This window comes from Tunturiibacter psychrotolerans (genome assembly GCF_051013365.1).
GTDB lineage: Bacteria > Acidobacteriota > Terriglobia > Terriglobales > Acidobacteriaceae > Edaphobacter > Edaphobacter psychrotolerans_A.
The window spans coordinates 4119563-4136246 of the sequence record NZ_CP132941.1 but is presented as its reverse complement, the minus strand read 5'-3'; the positions used below and the strand labels follow the sequence as shown (position 1 = coordinate 4136246).

The following is a 16684-nucleotide window of genomic DNA, read 5'->3' as shown; positions in this document are numbered from 1 at the left end:
CTGTGGTTGGTAGTCGACCCTCCGCACCGACGTGAAAGTAGTCACGGGTCCGAATCAGCTGTGGTGCATGGATTTCAAAGGCTACTTCGCCACTGGCGACGGCAAGCGATGCGATCCGTTCACTATTACCGACGCATATAGTCGTTATTTGATTCGCTGCCAGATCGTTTCGCGTATAGATCTCAGCCAAGTCCGAGCGATCTGCGATGCAGCGATGCGAGAGTACGGGGTTCCGGCACGGATAAGGACCGACAACGGCGTGGCGGCAGACACACTCAAATTCACTGATCGTATTCCCCCAAAAGCTCCAAAGCCCTTCAACGATACCTCCGCCATCTTTAGGCGCATTGCGACGATCCAGCGTGAGAGTCTTCAGCGGTTGGATGATGACATTGCGACACTCACTAAATACCTAAAGACTGAAGGTGCATCAAACGAGGTTATGAAGGCACTAGAGACGCTGAGCAGTGAGCAGCACGCAATCTGGCAGGCCGCTGTGGAACGCATTGAAGATTTGATGGGAGACTAGTCTGCGTCACTCAGGCTGAACTTGCCGCATCAGCACAGCCAACAATCAGCCTCTCGGAATCTTCCTAAGACAGCAGCTACCTCTTAGCTAAAATGCAACTACCGGATAGCGGCTGACTGATCCTCAGCCGTGACAAGGTGGGACGCCTTCCCGTCCCGCCTTCCTGTGCTTCAAAGGCAGTGGGAAGGTCACGGAAGGGTGACACATGATTTCAACGGCCTCTCACGCCGTTTCGTCGCCTGCCCATGCATGGGACATCATGCGTGACGACGTTACGCTCAGCGGGCTATGTGAGACGCGTCCATCGATCAGAACTCCTCGCAGAAGACCCTCCGCTTGACTCATCGAAAAAGAACGCTCCTGATTTAAACTGCGTCTTTCGTTTCAACTCGAGTTAACGGCTGTGATCTTGGAGTCAGATTCTCTAACGCATACTTTGAAATATGCAAACCAAAGACCGTCCGTCCTTGGCCGGACTCTTCCAAATCTGCATAGCCTCCGTGCTCTCTGGCGGTGCGATCTACTATCGAAAGACCAAGACCGATTCCATTGATTCTATCGGTACTTACAAACGGCTGAAAGAGCGATTTTCGAATGGAGGCAGGCACTCCGCGGCCACTGTCAGCCACCCGAATATGAACAAGACGGTGGTCCTCAGCAAGCGTGACTTCGACCCTTCTCGGAGCGAGTCCGAGCCGCGCTGCCTGGCAGGCATTAAGCAATAGGTTATAAACAGCGCTGCCAAGTTTTGTGCTATCCATCCAGCAGGCAACAGGAGCCACATTTTTAATCACAACGTCGACATCTCCTGCGTCGGGATGGGCACGTACCAAGCAAGCCGCATGCTCCACTACTTCGTTCAGAGATCCCCAACGGGGATAAGGCGGTTGGCCCGTCTTTGCAAGGAGCAGAAGAGAATCGAGCATACCGGTCATGTCCTGGATCACTGCGCGTACCTCCTCTCGAAGTTCTTTTCGCTCCACGTCAGTGGTCCTGGATTCACTCATGAATTCGACATTGGAACAAATGGCAGTCAAGTGATTGCGGAGATCATGTGAAACCGATTGAGCTATTCTCCCCGCGACAGCCCATATCTTGGATTCGTTACAGTCATTGCATATCTGAGGCGCCGTGCTTATCCCCGCCCCAATGGGAACTTCCGAGATTAGTGGCACCGGAATCGGAGCTTTTGGCGGCTCCGCATTAACCTTCCTGGCTTGAAAGATCGGCATTTCAGAGAGGCAGCATGTGCCGGCGGAGTTCGACCGATATGTAGCTTTCATGAATAAATTCTCCTGGCGATCAAACTGCGGGGATAAAGATTTATTCCCTCAACGCGGAATAAATTCGTTCCATGCCAGTCCTTACCAATAAAGACGGAAAGTCCGTAGAACTCATCGATGGTCGATTTCCGTCAAGGGCTGGGGAGCGACCGGCATGGAGGATGGCTTGCAATTACGCTCTCTTGCACCTGGACGATGAGGGCCAACTTCACACTAAGTATCGCCAAACTGAGGTCGATTAATCCCGGCAGGAGGGCAGATTTATGACACGCGAGGAACTCCGGACGAATCAGGAACTTATGTGGCAGGCACTGTCCTGGGAGCAGTCCATGACTCTCACGCTAGCGGTGGAGATGCCCTTGCGTTGTCATTTGTCCCCCTATCAAATTCTTAACAAAACGATGACAGCTCTGGAAGGCTTGCAACACGATTCCTAAAGGATAGCCCTGCGGCAGAGTGCGGATGCCTGCGTCGTGTTTTCTTTAGTGCACCAGGTGGATGAATTGCGGCGGGTGAATTTGCCACCTAAATTTCACGTACCGCCGGTCAGGAGATCTGTGGCTATCGATCATCTTGACCGTATAGCGAATTGCTGGCGGACAATTCCACAAATTAATTGAGGCCAAATTGGAATAACGGAGAATGCGCTCAGTTTTAGTGCTGTAGAGGTCAATTTATATGTCGAGCAGCAATTTCGTGTCGCACTTCCGTAACGCTTCCCCCTCGTTCTGGAGAGTCTCACTTTGCTTCCGCACCCTTGGAGCAATCATCGGCGTAGTAGCAGCGTGCGGTTTCGGCCTGAAGGCCCATGCAGCAGCGGCAGCAGACACGATCCAGGCTGGAGCAGTAGCACCCAACTTCACCCTGCCCTCGCAGGAAGACAAGCCTGTCAGCCTCACAGACTACAAGGGTAAGTGGATCGTGCTCTACTTCTATCCAAAAGACCAGACGAAGGGCTGCACCCTTGAGGCTCACGGATTCCAGCGTGACATCGCGAAGTATGACGCCTTGAACGCCGTCGTCCTCGGTGTGAGTGTCGATACTGTAGAAAATCATAAGACTTGGTGCTCGAAGGATACCTTCAGCTTCAAACTCCTCGCCGACCCTAACCACAAGGTCGTCGATGCCTACGGCGTCCCGCTTATGGCCTACAAGGAAATGAAGTTCGCCAATCGGCAGACCTTCCTTATCTCTCCCAATGGCAGGGTCGTCAAGGTCTGGCCCAAGGTCGATGACGACATTCCGGGGCACAGTACAGCGGTCCTAACCGAAATCACCGCCAGAAAGTAAATCCATACCAGTAAACGTGAAGAACAAGGGCTTTTAATTGAAAAGCCACTTTCGTATTTCCCCCGACACTTACGAGAGCCATGGCCGGAAACGATGATCATGTTCGGCTCCCGAACCTTCGGTCGTCGATGCTCCAGAGTCTAACCGGTTCCTCAATGGAGCAGACAGTGTTATGAAATTAAGTGGACTGGATTTGCAAAGGCTGACCGACTTTGCGGTACTCCTCGGGGCGTGTTCGTTGCGCGGTGTGTTGGAGCGCAAAGAGGCTTTGCTCACAGCTCTATCTGCCAAAGTCGCCTATCGAGTTGCCGAAATACCTCTGCGGTGCTCACGTACCGCTCAACTGACTTCCAAATCATGAGAGCCTTAGCCTCGTTCTGCAAGCCTCTATGAGGGCGTTCGTTGTTGAACATCAGACGGTGACGATTCGGACTATTTTTGCTCGTGGTCAGAATAAATGTCGCCCAGCTCAGTTCTATTAAGTGCAATGCACAGCCGCGACGGAAGCAAAGCCACGATGGCCCTGGCGGGTGTCATCCAACACCCAAAAAGACTGCTGGATGTCTGGCCACACGCTCTTGCCGAAATGACGGATATCGAGCCTCTAGGAGAGGCAGCTAAGCGGCATCGAAAATGTTTGTTCTCTGGAGGTAAGATGAAATCATTTCGCACGATCTTCGCTAGAGATCTGGATTCCGCGTCTCTCAAAGGTGAGAATCAAGGACTGCCGGCAGGAGGCGCAACCGTGCAGACGACTACTGTGATGGGTGATGCATTGGAAGGGTATCTGGACCTAACGAGTCAGCAGTTGACGGGTAGCAATATGGCCAACATAGATACGCCTGCTTATAAAACGCTGGCATTCAACTTCGAGAGCGAGTTTACGAGGCAATTGCATGATCAAGCTTGGGTACACTGTTGAGCCAGCAATTCGACAGTGTGATGAGCTCAATCCACATCGATTCTTAGTAGATCCTGAACAACAGAGAAGGGTATGTTCACGGCATGGTTGAAAAGCTTCCGAACCGAACGACGAGGGGAATTTGGAGTAATTATGGACGGAGTTAATGGGATGACGATACCGAGCGGTCTGAGCGCGGCGAGCATAGATGATGGATTCTTGAGTGATGTGGGTGTAGCGACTTCGAACTCCGGTGGCGGCGGCTCGGGGGTGCCATTTGCTGACGTCCTTGAGTCAATAGTGCGGCAAACGGAACAGTTGCAGCATGATGCCGGCAAGAAGATCAAAGGCCTAATAGATGGTTCGGGAGTAGAGATTCATGACGCGCTCATTGCGGGGCAGAAGGCAAGTCTTGCATCCCAATTGGTGATACAAATGAGGAACAAGGCAGTAGGCGCGTACCAGCAGATGTGGGATATGCAGATCTAGAGTGTTTGGAGTTCTGAGATACGACGTCATCGTGCACGCGATGAATCGGGACTGGTGCGCCACATCGCGGAGATCCACGCGCTCAGTGCGAGACCCGTCGCAGATCATCCAGGAAAATTTTGGTATCTCGCTTTCGGATCCGGCTCCGCAAACAAGCAGCCAATCTTGGCGATCACCTCATGTCCATCCCGCTCAGAAATGGTGATTGGCGCAACTAAACCGCAAGTGCCTGCTTGAGCGTGTCGTCGAAGACGGCGCCGCCAGTGGAATTAGCGAAGTCGGCCAGCACGACGGTATCGTTGCCTGAGATTGGCTGGGTCTTTGGCAAGGACCATTGGTCCATTCAGTTCTTGTTATCGAAACGCGGGGGGATAGCACCTCAGATGAATTCAATATCAGATGGTGTTGCACCGACTGGTTGAGACCGCCTGACATTTCAGGAGCTTCGGATCTTCCGAATTTCCGTCATTCGGGAGCAACGCGGAATCGTTGAGCTTGTGCGGAACTCGATGTGGTCGCGGTAGGGACGATCATTACTGATCGCCCCCCGCACAGATCCGCACGAGCGCTCCTTAGCGCATGCGGCTCCTATCTCGGATGAGTGGCGGCGAAGCGGTCAAGTGGCCAGGGATGCATCACGCGAGGTGTAGGAAGCCATTGTGCAGCCAGCTTGAGACGACGGACCCAGGCGTATCGGTGTCTTTGACTACGTCGCTTCAGCGCTTGCCCCCAGTAACGAAGCACGCGTTCCCGGAACAGCCCGAGGCTATCGAGATTTCCGGGCACAGCGTAGTAGTTGAAGTACCCCTGTACAACTGACCTGAGCCACGCGCCGGTTTGAGGCACGGGATCATGCATGCGCATCCTGAGTTGCTGCTTGATCTCCTGCAGCTTCTTTCGCATGCGCTTGCCGATCGTCATGCGCCGCACGGCATAAGACCCGTTCCCGTTCTTCCCGCTTATGTGCGTGAAGCCAAGGAAGTCGAAGGTCTCAGGCTTGCCTTCCCCTCTTCGTTTCCGGTTCTGTTCGGCATACCGCCCGAACTCGATCCGGCGCGTCTTTTCCGGGTGCAGTTTCAGTCCGAACTTCCCCAGCCGTCCTTCCAAGCTCTTGCGAAAACGGTCTGCGTCCGTATCCCACTGGAAGCCAAGGACGATGTCGTCCGCATAGCGGAGGACGATCACCTCGCCTCGCGCACACTTCTTACGCCAGACGTCCACCCAGAGATCGAACACATAGTGGAGATAGATGTTGGCAAGGAGCGGTGAGATCACCGACCCCTGCGGAGTACCTGTCTCCGTGTACGACCATTGCCCTTCCTCCATCACCCCAGCCTTGAGCCATTTCTGGATCAGGCGCAGGATGCGTTGGTCGGCAACGCGATGCTCGACGAACTTGATCATCCACGCTTTGTCGAGATTATCGAAGAAGCCTTGGATGTCAGCATCAAGTACGTAGTTCACCTTCCTTTTCACGAGTGCGTAGGACAACGCATCCAGCGCCTTATGCTGGCTGCGCCCAGGACGAAAACCATACGAGAAGCCGAGGAAGTCCTCCTCATAGATGTTGTTGAGGATGGTGACCACTGCGTGCTGGACGATCTTGTCCTCCAGTGCGGCGATCCCGAGCGGACGCTTCCGTCCGTCGCCTTTCTCGATGTAGACCCTTCTCGATGGGAGCGCCCGATACGCCCCGCGATGCACCCGGCTGTGCAGATCGGCCAGCCGACCCTCCAGCCCGGCTTCATACTCCTGCCATGTCATCCCATCCACGCCGGGAGCAGCCTTGCGTTTCAGAGAACTGAAGCTGCTCCTCAGCAGATCGAGCGTGACATGGTGAAGCAGAGAGGTGAACTTCATCTCCTTGTGTTCCCTTGCTGCTTTCCGCACACCCGCCAGCCCCTGTGACACGCGAGCCCCGCTCTGTGTCGGGCACGTGCTGGACCGATGGATGTTCTCCTTGATCAGCGGCCTTCCCTCCTCACTCTCCGCCATCGACTTCTCGATTTTGTTCGAATGACTCATAGGTACTATGCCGCTGTCCGACTCCTCGGCGACGTTCATGCAGGCCTTACGGCCCTCAGCCTTCACCCGCCGTCCTGCTGTTACTACCAGCAGGCGTCTCCGAGGTCTCCCGGTTCTCGTGCATGAAGCTTCCAGGCGTGTCTGGGGTCTACGACTACGCAGGACCGAGCAGGAACTCGCGGTATCGCTCCCGCCCGTGTTGCCTTCCGCCAATGCAAAAGCGTCAGCGTCCTGATTGCATCTTTTCGGAGCTCAATACCCAGCCCACCTGTACCCCTGTTTACGCTTCGCTGCCCACCTCGCGGTGTGCAACGCAAAACTCGGGGCCGAGCGGTTCGCTACTCCTTTCTCGTAGGACTCTTGCATTCCCTGCTTCATGCCGGTTTATCCCGGCGCACCGCATTGGCGATTTTGCGCCATTTGAGAAACCAGAACCTAATGAATACCAAGCGACCGAAAAGAGATTCATCCCCTGAGTGCATCCCCACTATCGTGGCGGTTCTTCTATATCCATATGATGGGTTTTTGAACGTCGTAACTGGTGCTACGTGGTTATTGAGGCAAGAGTCTCGGTCTCAATCTCCAAGTTGTTCTTAGCCGATTGGATGCTTATTCCACTCGCAGTTCGGCAATCTGTCGCTTTCCTCTTCAACATCGTCCATAAGGCACGGTAGATCTTCTCAACTGCTGGCCGGCGATAGTCCCAGCGCGGATCCTTCTCCGGCACCAGCACTGCCATCGTCGCATTCGCTTCAAACAGCAGAACCTCTCCTTTCTCACTCAGTCCGAAGTCGATCCCGCCGTAGTCAAGGCGAAGCGTCTTCTGAATTTGCTGTAGGGCTGCCATGGCGCATTCGCCCAGAACCCCGCGTATGTCTGTCAGGAAATCAGCATCCTCCGCCCGATGCTCGGGGAAATCGGCCATATCGGCGCTGAAGTAATGAATCTTCCAGTCGCCGGAGATTGCAACGTGCAGCGGATAAATTTGTCCGTCGATCATCATCACGCGGTATTTACGCGATTTACCATCGGCCCCCCGTGCGTCGAGATACTGAATCACGAACAGGTCGGCTCCCGGAAGCTCACTCACCGCCGCCGGCAACTCCTCGAGCGTTTCGACCCGTATGAAGTTCTCCCCACCGTGAAAGCCTGGCGTGCGCAAGAGAAGGGGAAAACGGAAGCCAAGCCGAGCTAGCGTCGCTGCGGCTTGGGGAGCCAAAAGCTGCTCTCGCGAGAGAATTCTGGTCCGTGCCGTTACCACACCTGGGACATCAGAAAGGCGTTGAGCGATCTCGCACCGCCCCGTAGCCAGCACAAACTCCGGGTGATTTATTACCGGGGCATTCGTGTGCGCGACCACCGAAAGTGCGCCGGACAAGGCTGCTGCGGCTCCATCAGCCTCTCCAATCGCGTTGACCACCAGTTGATGAGGAGGCAAAACTGTTTTGGAGTCATAAAACTCAGTTGTAACCAAGATTCGTTGGAATGCACGGTCGCTCAGAAAATCGTCTGTGCGGATGTTGCCTCCAGTTGTCGAGATCAGCTCCAGGACTGTGATCGGTTTCTGCTCCCCGCGATACGGCGTAATCACGACACAGCGGTTCTGGAACGCCTTGTTGCGATGCCATGTGGCGCGCTCGGGATCTCCCAGTTGATCGAGGATGAAGCAAAGGCCCGCGTGTGCGGGACGATAGTTCCCGTCGATGCGTAGCGCCCGTTCGAATTGCTCGCGTGCGGCTTCAGGTTTTCCATTCTTGAAGAGCAGATTTCCCAAGTTTGCCCGGCAAGATGGACGATCGGGGTGGTAGCCCACAGCCAACTCATAGAGATGCTGGGCCGCAGAAACTTCGCGCGCCTTCAAAAGAAGATTTCCCAGGCTGTTCAGTGCGCCGAGGTGTGACGGTTCATGGTCAAGCAGGTCTCGATATGCATCGCAAGCCTCCCGCAAGCGACCCGTCTGTTCCAGGAAGCAAGCTCGTTGAAACATAAGCGTAATCGACTCGGGTTCGACTGCAAGACGCGCTTCCACATGCGGCAACGCCACCTGCATGCCGGCATGCTGCCGCACCTCCGGAGTTTCTTCCATCTCGAGCGCCCGAGCTCGTGGGCTTTGCTCGTTCTGCAGCGCTCGTCCCAAGACCAAGGTCTCGGTCAGAAGTGTTTGAATTTCACTACGACTCGTGCGATGGTTCACAATCGCCGCACGTATCGCCAACCGGCCGTTCAGACTGGTTGTCGAAGGGGCCACACTGCCGCACTCTTGCAAGTCAACGACAATCTGCGCGTTGATGCGGTCCGAATCCTCAGTTCGATAACGAAAGCAGACGATGTTTAATTCTACTGGAGCCAGTAGTTCAAGCTCCGCGCTTTCGGCGATGAGGCTTTCCAGATAACGTGCCAGCTCGCAGGTTTGAGAGATCACTGCGCCCAGCGTTTGGATTCCGTGAACCTTCAGTCTGAACCAAGTCTTCAACGCGTGGAAGCCGCGGGAGAGATCGGGCCCAAAATCGCAGGGCCAGGGCGCGCCCGCGGCCAACCCGCGAACTTCGCGCTTCAGGTACGCAGGCGACGACTCGAAGGACTGCTGATGAAGCTGCCCGTCTCGCACCAGGATGAAGCCGGCGTCGTAGGGAACGTGTCCCCATTTGTGAAAGTCAAACGCAAGCGAGTCGGCGCGTTCGATTCCTCGAAGACGGGGCGCAATGCCGGGAGCCAGCATCGCCAGCGCACCGTAAGCTCCGTCCACATGAAACCATAGCTTCTCGCGTTGGCAGAGATCGGCCAACGCGGCAAGATCATCGATCGCCCCAGTGTCCACCGTACCGGCGCTCCCAACGACCAGGAAGGGAGTGAAGCCATCTCGGCGATCGTTGTGAATCGCCTGCTGGAGAGCTTCAACGTCAATCCGATGACGTTTGTCTGTCGCGATCTTCCGCAACGCATCGCTTCCTACACCGGAGATATCCATCGCCTTGGCGATGCACCCATGCACGGCAGAGGAGCCATATGCGGCTAAACGCGTCGAGTTGGCAGCGATGCCCTCTCTGCGCACCTGAAAACCTAGCTCCGAGTCGCGGGCGACAACCACCGCGATCAGGTTCGCCATCGAGGTGCCCGTGACGAAGAGCCCTGTCGCGCCCTCAGGAAATCCGAAGATCTCACGCACCCAGCTTACAACCTGGCGTTCGACCTCAACGGGGGCGTGATCGCGGCCGCCAAGGTTAGCATTTAGGCCCGCCGCGAGCATCTCTGCAAGCATCCCCACCGGTGTCCCTCCGCCATGCACCCATCCCATAAAGCCCGGGTGGACGTTTCCTGCTGCGAAGGGCAGAACATGCTTCATAAACTCTTCATGAACTCGGCCAAGGTCCATCGGTAGAACAGGAACCCCCCCGCGAAACCGCGTCCGGGCCGGCGTGGGGATAGGTTGCCATACAGGACGGTCTCGAACGTTCTGGAGGTAGTCGACCATGTCATCAAGCATCTCGTGCGCCTGCCCGCGGAATCGTTTCCAGTTCGAAGGGTCCAGCGTTATCGGCGCATCCGCTGTTGCATCTTTACTCTGGCTTCCTGCACCTAGTACTTGCGACATCCAGGCTCCTGCGGGGATCTATCGGTCCACCCTGAGCTGAAAGGCAGCACGTCCGTAACCAAAGAGAACAGGTATTTTGATAGTGAGATTAGTAAATCCTCATCTGGGGCCCGAGTTTCGTCTCTCAAACCCGCAGCCGATTTTTCAACTGGCGAGAACAGATGGGATGAGAAGGCCGGTCTCCAGCGGAAGCGTTACGCATCCAAATTACCGACGCGCTTGAATCGCCTAATGGTCATCCGCACCGTCGAAGGTTATTCAACAAGGTGCTCTGCCCGCGAAAACTGAGCAGACCGAAACCTAACATTATTGAAATTCGCCGCTGCCAAGCCCCTTTTTGCGAAGCCGTTCAAAGATCACGAAGGAGTTTGCAATACAATTTGCCACCCACTTTATTTGTCGGAATCGCTAATAGCCACATAGACTGACTGATCCTGATCGGCTCTTAGAGGTCTTCGTTCAAGAGCCATGGCTTGTCGCCATTGCCAAAGCGTCCAAACATCCTTGATCCAGCGCTCTTGGCGCCTCACGATTCATGATGGCAAGCGCTTCTTCGCGTCCTAGTGGTCGTCGATAAGGCCGTTGAGATGAAAGCGCATCATATATATCCGCGACCGTCAGAATTCTGGCAGGTAACGGAAGCTCGGAAGCGTTCAATCCGCAGGGATATCCCGATCCATCCAGTTTTTCGTGATGGGCGACGGCAATAGCGGAGATCTCGTCAAATCCGGGGATCATATCGAGGATCTTTTTTGTGTAACCGGGGTGTCGATGGATGTCTCTCCACTCGTCTAAAGTAAGAGCTTCCGATTTTTCAAGAACAGCGTACCGAACGCCGATCTTCCCAATGTCATGAACCAACGCCGCCCGCTGAAGGAGTTTGATGTTCTTCCGGTCAAGTCCCATCAGTTTTGCTATGGAAACTGCGACCCTCGCCACCCCGACAGAGTGCGCAATGAAGCCAGCAGAGTTTGAATCGGCTATCAGCGCGAACGCGAGACATATACCATCGATAGTGAGTCTCCTGTCAGAGAAATTGCTACGCCGAGGTTCTAACGCAATAACATGAGATAACAGTTCGGATGAAGTGAGCTCATCCCAAACCACCATGGGACTTTCCGACGAAGATAGCTCGAGAACTGTATCTGAAACGATGGATGTTTCAGGTCGGTGCAACAGAGTGTTGATTGCAGCGGCATAAACACATTGATCTACGCCACTTGCCAATGCTATGGCAACGCTGATGATGAGAGCGAGCACAGGTCTGTTCTTTCGAAAACCTTGCATTCCTTCGTTCTCTCCCCGACAATGAGGTGTCGCACAGATCAGGCAAGCGATTTCGGGTGATAGAGCAAAATATTGCACGAAGCGAGTTGCCAACTCATATCGAAAACCGTTAGTTCGGTTCAGATGGATAAGAGTGCAATCGGACGCAAATAACAAGGCATAGTAGAGATTTTGGAGGTCGTCGTCCGCAAGGCCGATCTTTGCGGCTAATTGCATTCCTATCGCGCATGTTCTGAGGGAATGACCCCTTCGTCGTATTCCCCTTAGATCAAATGCAGAGGTGAGCGCCGGGATCAGCGTCGAGATCGGCGACGTATAGAAATCGTCAACGTCCAGGGTCTCCAGGCTTCTTATAGGAAGCAAACTATGGTCAGTCATTAGGTTCTGCTCCTACACAGCAGAAAACTGGAGTTCCTGGCTTTTATTCCCAAGCTCACGGAAATATTTCGGAATAATTTCTCTGCGATTCAGTTAGCGGTAGTGATGCTTACTAACCACATGACGGTCTTCATTCCCGCATCGTGCGAGCCGGGCATTCCCAGACCGACCGAGGCACTCCGCATCATGCCGTCATTAGTCAACCAGATTGAAAGCTTCGAACAACTTGCACTCCCGCTCTTCGCTTCGCTCGACAACCTTGCTTTTTGGTTGCCGGTGACCAAACCGAGCAGAAGACCTGGTGCAGGAAACCTTCTCCGAAGCACTACGAGTGTTTGACTCCTTTGAGGGGGGCACTAATTTCAAGGCCTGGATCTTTCGCATCTTGCGCAATGCTTTACTCACGAGTCGTACGGGCATCGCTGCTTCTCGCACAGTTTTCCTCGAAGACCAACCCGACGCACTGGAATTCGCGACCGCCGATCCCACGCCAGAAGAGAATCTGATTCGCTCTGGGCAATTAGGAAGCCCTTCACGAGGCACTTGAGCAACTTGAAGCTCCTCTCCGAGAAGCGCTCCTCCTTTGTGAGGTTGAGGACCCTAAGTACAAGGACATAGCTGCCATCCTGGATATTCCCATCGGCACCGTCATGTCTCGCATCTCGCGTGCTCGACGGGTTCTACGCCAGACATTGCAATCACAGTTCGTGGAATCGCTATGAATCAAGTACCGCACAGCACGGATCATCTCGACGAGCAGACGATCAACACTTTTATGACGCTGAACTAACATCTGCCGAGGATCAGCGAATTCGACAATACCTTACCGATTGCGTTTTGCGTGTCTTGGTTGCCACCGGGCCACCTTATACATTGCTGACGCTGAGGAATGGATCGCCTCAAATGCGTCACTCTTGAATTTGCGTTTAGTCGCCACTACAAATCTCCGTACAGTCGTTCTCTGAAATCAATTGATTCACCTGGTGTATCGTCAGCCCCATATACTTTGACCCGTCTGCGGAACTCAAAGAGTTCGTCGTTTCTTTCGCCGCTCTGTATCTAGGAATGGCAACTACGAAGGCCCAAAGTACAGCCGCGCGCCCCCCAATCATACGGAAGTGCCTTGTATTAAGACCTTGTGAATTCCCATCAGACGATGCAATAAAAGCCTTCCCCTCCCAGTTCTTTATACCGTGTCAATAGCTTTGACAATCGCCTGCGGCTAGACGTTCCCTGAGCCGCAGACCTATTCGAACTGAGGAGTCCAAGAATGTTAAGAGTCATCAAGCGGTTGGCGGTGGGCATCATTCTGTGCGCTGGTTTATTTAATACATCTGGCCTGCATGCCCAATACGAAAACGGAAGTCTCGTCGGAACCATTCACGACGGAAGCGGAGCAGCGGTCTCCGGCGCAATCGTGACCGTCACCAACACTGCGACCTCCATCTCCAGCAAGACCACCACCAACGAAAACGGCAGCTACGAGCTCCCGTCCCTGCACATTGGCGTCTATAACATTACCGCCAGCGCATCCGGCTTCTCCGACGCCGTAGCCGACAACATCACCATCTCTGTCGGTGGTCGTCCGCGCATCGACCTCACCTTGAAGGTCGGCTCGACCAACACCACCGTCGAAGTCTCCGATGTCGCCCTCCAGGTCGAGACCGAGACCAGCGAGCGTGGTCAGATCATCACCGGCTACCAGTCAGCCGCCCTGCCCCTCGTCAGCCGCAACTACTCCGACCTCCTCGGTCTCATCGCCGGCTCCCGACAGGCTCCCACTGCCGCCACCACCAGCTCCATCAACTCCCTAGTCCGCGCCGGAGCCTACAACGTCAACGGCCAGCGCAGCGTGTTCAATAACTTCCTGCTCGACGGTCTCGACAACAACGCGTATGGAGAGTCCAACCAGGGCTTCGACAACCAGATTATCGCCGTCCCGCCCGACTCTGTCTCCCAGTTCCAAGTGGTCACGAACAATGAGGGCGCCGAGTACGGACGCTCTTCCGGCGCCACCATCAACGTGGCCTCCAACAGCGGAACCAACACGTATCACGCCACCGTCTACGAATTCTTCCGCAACACCGACCTCAACGCCGCAGGTTTCTTCAAGCCCACCAACACCGGCAGTTCCGGCATCGTCGTTCCCTTCGAAAAGCCCACCTTCAATCGCAACCAGTACGGTTTTAACTTCGGCGGACCCATCCGCACGGACCGGCTCTTCTTCTTCCTTGACTATGAAGGCTTCCGCCAAGTACTAAAGCCGCTCTCCGTCCTGACTCTCCCCACCCTCAACGAACTCAACGGCATCCTCGTCGTGCCAGTCAAGAACCCGCTCACCGGCAAAACCTACGCTGCCGGAACCAAGATTCCGACCTCCGACATCAGCCCCCTCTCACTCCAGATCATCAACGCCTTCCGCCAAGTCCCCGGTCTTCCGCTCGCGGGAGCGCCCACCACCGGACTCGCGCAGTTTGACTACGCCGTCCAGGTCCCCTTCATCGACAACGCCGACAAGGGTGACCTCCGCTTCGACTTCCAGCAGAATCCCACCACCTCCTGGTTCCTACGCGTCTCCGATCGCAAGGAAAACGCCCTCAACGCTCCCGCACTACCACTGCCCCTCGACGGCCAGACCAACGGCAAGATCCGCGTGCTCGACCAGCAGGTTGTCCTCGGCTTCAACCACCTCTTCGGCTCGAACAAGATCCTCGACGCCCGCGCAGGCCTCTCCCGCACCAAGGCAGGTAAGTTCTCCACCTCCATCGGAAGCACCTCCTTCAACATCCCCGGACTGCCCACAGACCCCAACGTCACCGGCGGCCTCCCTTCCACCACCATCACTGGCTTCACCGGCTTCGGCCGCCAGAGCACCAACCCCCAGTTCCAGAATCCCGCCCTGCTCGACCCCAAGCTTAACTTCACCATCGTCGAGGGCAAGCACTCCCTCAAGTTCGGCTACGAGTTTGAAAAAGTGTGGATGGCCGTCAGCGACAACAATCCCCTCTTCGGATCCTTCACCTACGGCGGAGGCTACTCCAACAATGGCGGTTCCACCGTCTCCGATACCTACTGGGCCGACTTCCTCTTCGGCACCACCAGCGGTTACTCCGCGGCCAACTACTACGTCACCCACCTCCGCCAGCTCTTCCACAACGCCTACGCCCAGGACGACTGGAAGGTTCTGCCCAACCTCACCCTCAACCTCGGCCTGCGCTGGGAGTACGGCTCGCCTTACTACGAGCAGAAGAACCAGATATCCAACTTCGACCCCATCACCCAGACCGTCCTCACCACCACTCCCGGAGCCTCGGGAGCTAACATCATCGCCGTCTCTCCCAGTGGCGGCGTCTACAACAAGAGCCTGGTCGATCCCGATCTCAACGACTTCGGCCCCCGTGTCGGTTTCTCCTACGCGGCTGATCCAAAGACGGCTATCCGCGGCGGCTTCGGGATGAGCTACGTCCACTACACTCGCGCCGGTTCCGGAAACATCCTCGGCATCAACGCCCCTCAGGCCCTTTTCGTCGCAGTCAATCAGAACAACCTGAAGCCGACCGCCACGAACCTCTGCGTCGGAACGCCCACCGTCGCCTCCATCGGCACCTGCTACGTCAGCGCCGACCAGGGCTTCCCCACCGGGCTCACCACCACCTTCAACCCCCTCACCGACAACGTCACCTACGTCCCCCGCAACACCCGCGACAGTTATGTCGAGAGCTTCTTCCTCTCGGTCCAGCGCCAGCTCGCACCCAACACTCTGCTCGACATCGCCTACGTCGGCAATAACGGCCTTAAGCTCCAGGGCTTCACCAACGTCAACCAGCTGAATCCCCAGGTCGGATTCGCCCAGGCCAACCGGCCCTTTCCTAAATTCTCTGACATCACCACCGCGCTGAACGAGTTCTCCTCCAACTACAACTCCCTCCAGGTCAAGTACGAGCAGCGCTTCGTCGCGGGCCTCACCCTGCTCAACTCCTTCACATGGTCGCACTCCCTCGACATGGCCAGCGCCTCGCTCGAAGGCAACACCCCCGCACCACAGGACAGCAACAACCTCCGCGCCGAGTATGGCAACTCCGACTACAACTTGCCCATCTCCAACATCACCAGCTTCGTCTACGAACTTCCCTTCGGCCGCGGACGCCACTACATGTCCTCAGCCAACGCCTTCACAAACGCTGCCCTCGGCGGCTGGCAGGCTTCCGTTATCAACACCATGCAGTCCGGAACCCCCTTCAACCTCACCTACACACCGGCGGCCGCCAACCAGGTCTCACCCACCATCGCAAATAGCTTCCGCGGCGCCAATCTCTACCGCCCCAACCTCATCCCCGGCGTCAAACCCATCCTGAACACGAAGCTCTCGAACGGCTTCATCCAGTACGTCAACCCGGCCGCATTCGCGCTGCCCCAAACCACAGTCGGGAATGTCCCTGGCGCCCCGTTGGCCAGCCCTTTCGGCAACCTTGCGCGCAACGCCTTCCGCAACACGGCCTTCTACCAAACCGACCTTTCACTCAACAAGAAGTTCTCCACCCCGGTCGACAGCCTCAAAATCGAATTCCGGACGGAGTTCTACAACATCTTCAACCATACCAACCTTTACCTCCCTGGCACCATCGGAGGAACCAACGGCCAGACCGCCAGCACCGGCGGTCAGATCACCAGCACCTTCGAGCCTCGCATTATCCAGTTCGGCCTCAAGGTCCTCTACTAAGCCAAGTGCTCCTCTCTTCACCGGCGGCTCGAACCTGGACCGCCGTTCCTTGGTCTACTATCGCTTGAATGTATTTCCCATCCCTAGCAGGAGACCCGCTTTTCCCGCAAATTCGTTCCACACAGCACTCACAATATCGGTCCACATCGCGCAACTTCCGGTCAACGTTGCCCAGCTTCAGGGCGTAAAT

General features: G+C 55.7%; 10 protein-coding genes and 2 pseudogenes. 7 read left to right on the top strand and 5 right to left on the bottom strand.

What is annotated here, in order from left to right:
- Positions 1 to 37 precede the first annotated feature (37 nt).
- Positions 38 to 259 (top strand): annotated as a pseudogene (locus RBB76_RS17300) (DDE-type integrase/transposase/recombinase); the annotation flags it as partial.
- A 635-nt stretch (positions 260 to 894) separates the two neighbouring features.
- On the opposite strand, the gene RBB76_RS17295 reads toward RBB76_RS17300, so the two are convergent.
- A complete protein-coding gene (locus tag RBB76_RS17295; protein WP_429628941.1) occupies positions 895 to 1761 on the bottom strand; it encodes a sensor histidine kinase in 867 nt (288 codons plus the stop codon).
- Between the two features lie 729 nt (positions 1762 to 2490).
- Here RBB76_RS17295 and RBB76_RS17290 point away from each other — a divergent pair.
- The 3 genes from RBB76_RS17290 (at position 2491) to fliE (ending at position 4492) form a co-directional block, all read left to right on the top strand.
- Positions 2491 to 3102 (top strand): peroxiredoxin, encoded by a 612-nt coding sequence (locus RBB76_RS17290; protein ID WP_429628940.1) that lies wholly within the window; start codon positions 2491 to 2493, stop codon positions 3100 to 3102.
- Between the two features lie 517 nt (positions 3103 to 3619).
- Positions 3620 to 4024, top strand: a complete 405-nt coding sequence (locus RBB76_RS17285; protein ID WP_429628939.1) for a hypothetical protein — start codon at positions 3620 to 3622, stop codon at positions 4022 to 4024.
- A 150-nt stretch (positions 4025 to 4174) separates the two neighbouring features.
- A complete protein-coding gene (gene fliE / locus RBB76_RS17280) occupies positions 4175 to 4492 on the top strand; it encodes a flagellar hook-basal body complex protein FliE (protein WP_433963450.1) in 318 nt (105 codons plus the stop codon).
- A gap of 214 nt (positions 4493 to 4706) precedes the next feature.
- Here the strand turns inward: fliE and RBB76_RS17275 are convergent, their stop codons facing one another.
- The 4 genes from RBB76_RS17275 to RBB76_RS17260 form a co-directional block, all read right to left on the bottom strand.
- Positions 4707 to 4835 (bottom strand): hypothetical protein, encoded by a 129-nt coding sequence (locus RBB76_RS17275; protein ID WP_429628937.1) that lies wholly within the window; start codon positions 4833 to 4835, stop codon positions 4707 to 4709.
- A gap of 245 nt (positions 4836 to 5080) precedes the next feature.
- A complete protein-coding gene (ltrA, locus tag RBB76_RS17270; RefSeq protein WP_429628936.1) occupies positions 5081 to 6583 on the bottom strand; it encodes a group II intron reverse transcriptase/maturase in 1503 nt (500 codons plus the stop codon).
- Between the two features lie 478 nt (positions 6584 to 7061).
- On the bottom strand, positions 7062 to 10109 hold the full coding sequence (locus RBB76_RS17265; RefSeq protein ID WP_429628935.1) for a pyridoxal-dependent decarboxylase: 3048 nt from the start codon (positions 10107 to 10109) through the stop codon (positions 7062 to 7064).
- Between the two features lie 459 nt (positions 10110 to 10568).
- Positions 10569 to 11774, bottom strand: a complete 1206-nt coding sequence (locus tag RBB76_RS17260) for an HD-GYP domain-containing protein (protein ID WP_429628934.1) — start codon at positions 11772 to 11774, stop codon at positions 10569 to 10571.
- 301 nt (positions 11775 to 12075) lie between these two features.
- Between RBB76_RS17260 and RBB76_RS17255 the strand changes: the two genes are divergently transcribed.
- From RBB76_RS17255 to RBB76_RS17245, 3 genes and pseudogenes are all read left to right on the top strand, one after another.
- Positions 12076 to 12321: a sigma factor gene (locus RBB76_RS17255; RefSeq protein WP_429628933.1), complete on the top strand. Its 246-nt coding sequence runs from the start codon at positions 12076 to 12078 to the stop codon at positions 12319 to 12321.
- A 37-nt stretch (positions 12322 to 12358) separates the two neighbouring features.
- Positions 12359 to 12496: pseudogene (locus RBB76_RS17250) on the top strand (sigma factor-like helix-turn-helix DNA-binding protein); the annotation flags it as partial.
- Between the two features lie 548 nt (positions 12497 to 13044).
- Positions 13045 to 16494, top strand: a complete 3450-nt coding sequence (locus tag RBB76_RS17245; protein ID WP_429628932.1) for a TonB-dependent receptor domain-containing protein — start codon at positions 13045 to 13047, stop codon at positions 16492 to 16494.
- Positions 16495 to 16684 lie beyond the last annotated feature (190 nt).

What these genes read in the sequence shown, in the direction of transcription:
- RBB76_RS17265 (WP_429628935.1), bottom strand. Translation starts at nt 10,109, where the DNA reads ATGTCGCAAGTACTAGGTGCAGGAAGCCAGAGTAAAGATGCAACAGCG.
- fliE (WP_433963450.1), top strand. Translation starts at nt 4,175, where the DNA reads ATGACGATACCGAGCGGTCTGAGCGCGGCGAGCATAGATGATGGATTC.
- RBB76_RS17245 (WP_429628932.1), top strand. Translation starts at nt 13,045, where the DNA reads ATGTTAAGAGTCATCAAGCGGTTGGCGGTGGGCATCATTCTGTGCGCT.
- RBB76_RS17285 (WP_429628939.1), top strand. Translation starts at nt 3,620, where the DNA reads ATGGCCCTGGCGGGTGTCATCCAACACCCAAAAAGACTGCTGGATGTC.
- RBB76_RS17275 (WP_429628937.1), bottom strand. Translation starts at nt 4,835, where the DNA reads ATGGACCAATGGTCCTTGCCAAAGACCCAGCCAATCTCAGGCAACGAT.
- RBB76_RS17260 (WP_429628934.1), bottom strand. Translation starts at nt 11,774, where the DNA reads ATGACTGACCATAGTTTGCTTCCTATAAGAAGCCTGGAGACCCTGGAC.
- RBB76_RS17290 (WP_429628940.1), top strand. Translation starts at nt 2,491, where the DNA reads ATGTCGAGCAGCAATTTCGTGTCGCACTTCCGTAACGCTTCCCCCTCG.
- RBB76_RS17295 (WP_429628941.1), bottom strand. Translation starts at nt 1,761, where the DNA reads ATGCCGATCTTTCAAGCCAGGAAGGTTAATGCGGAGCCGCCAAAAGCT.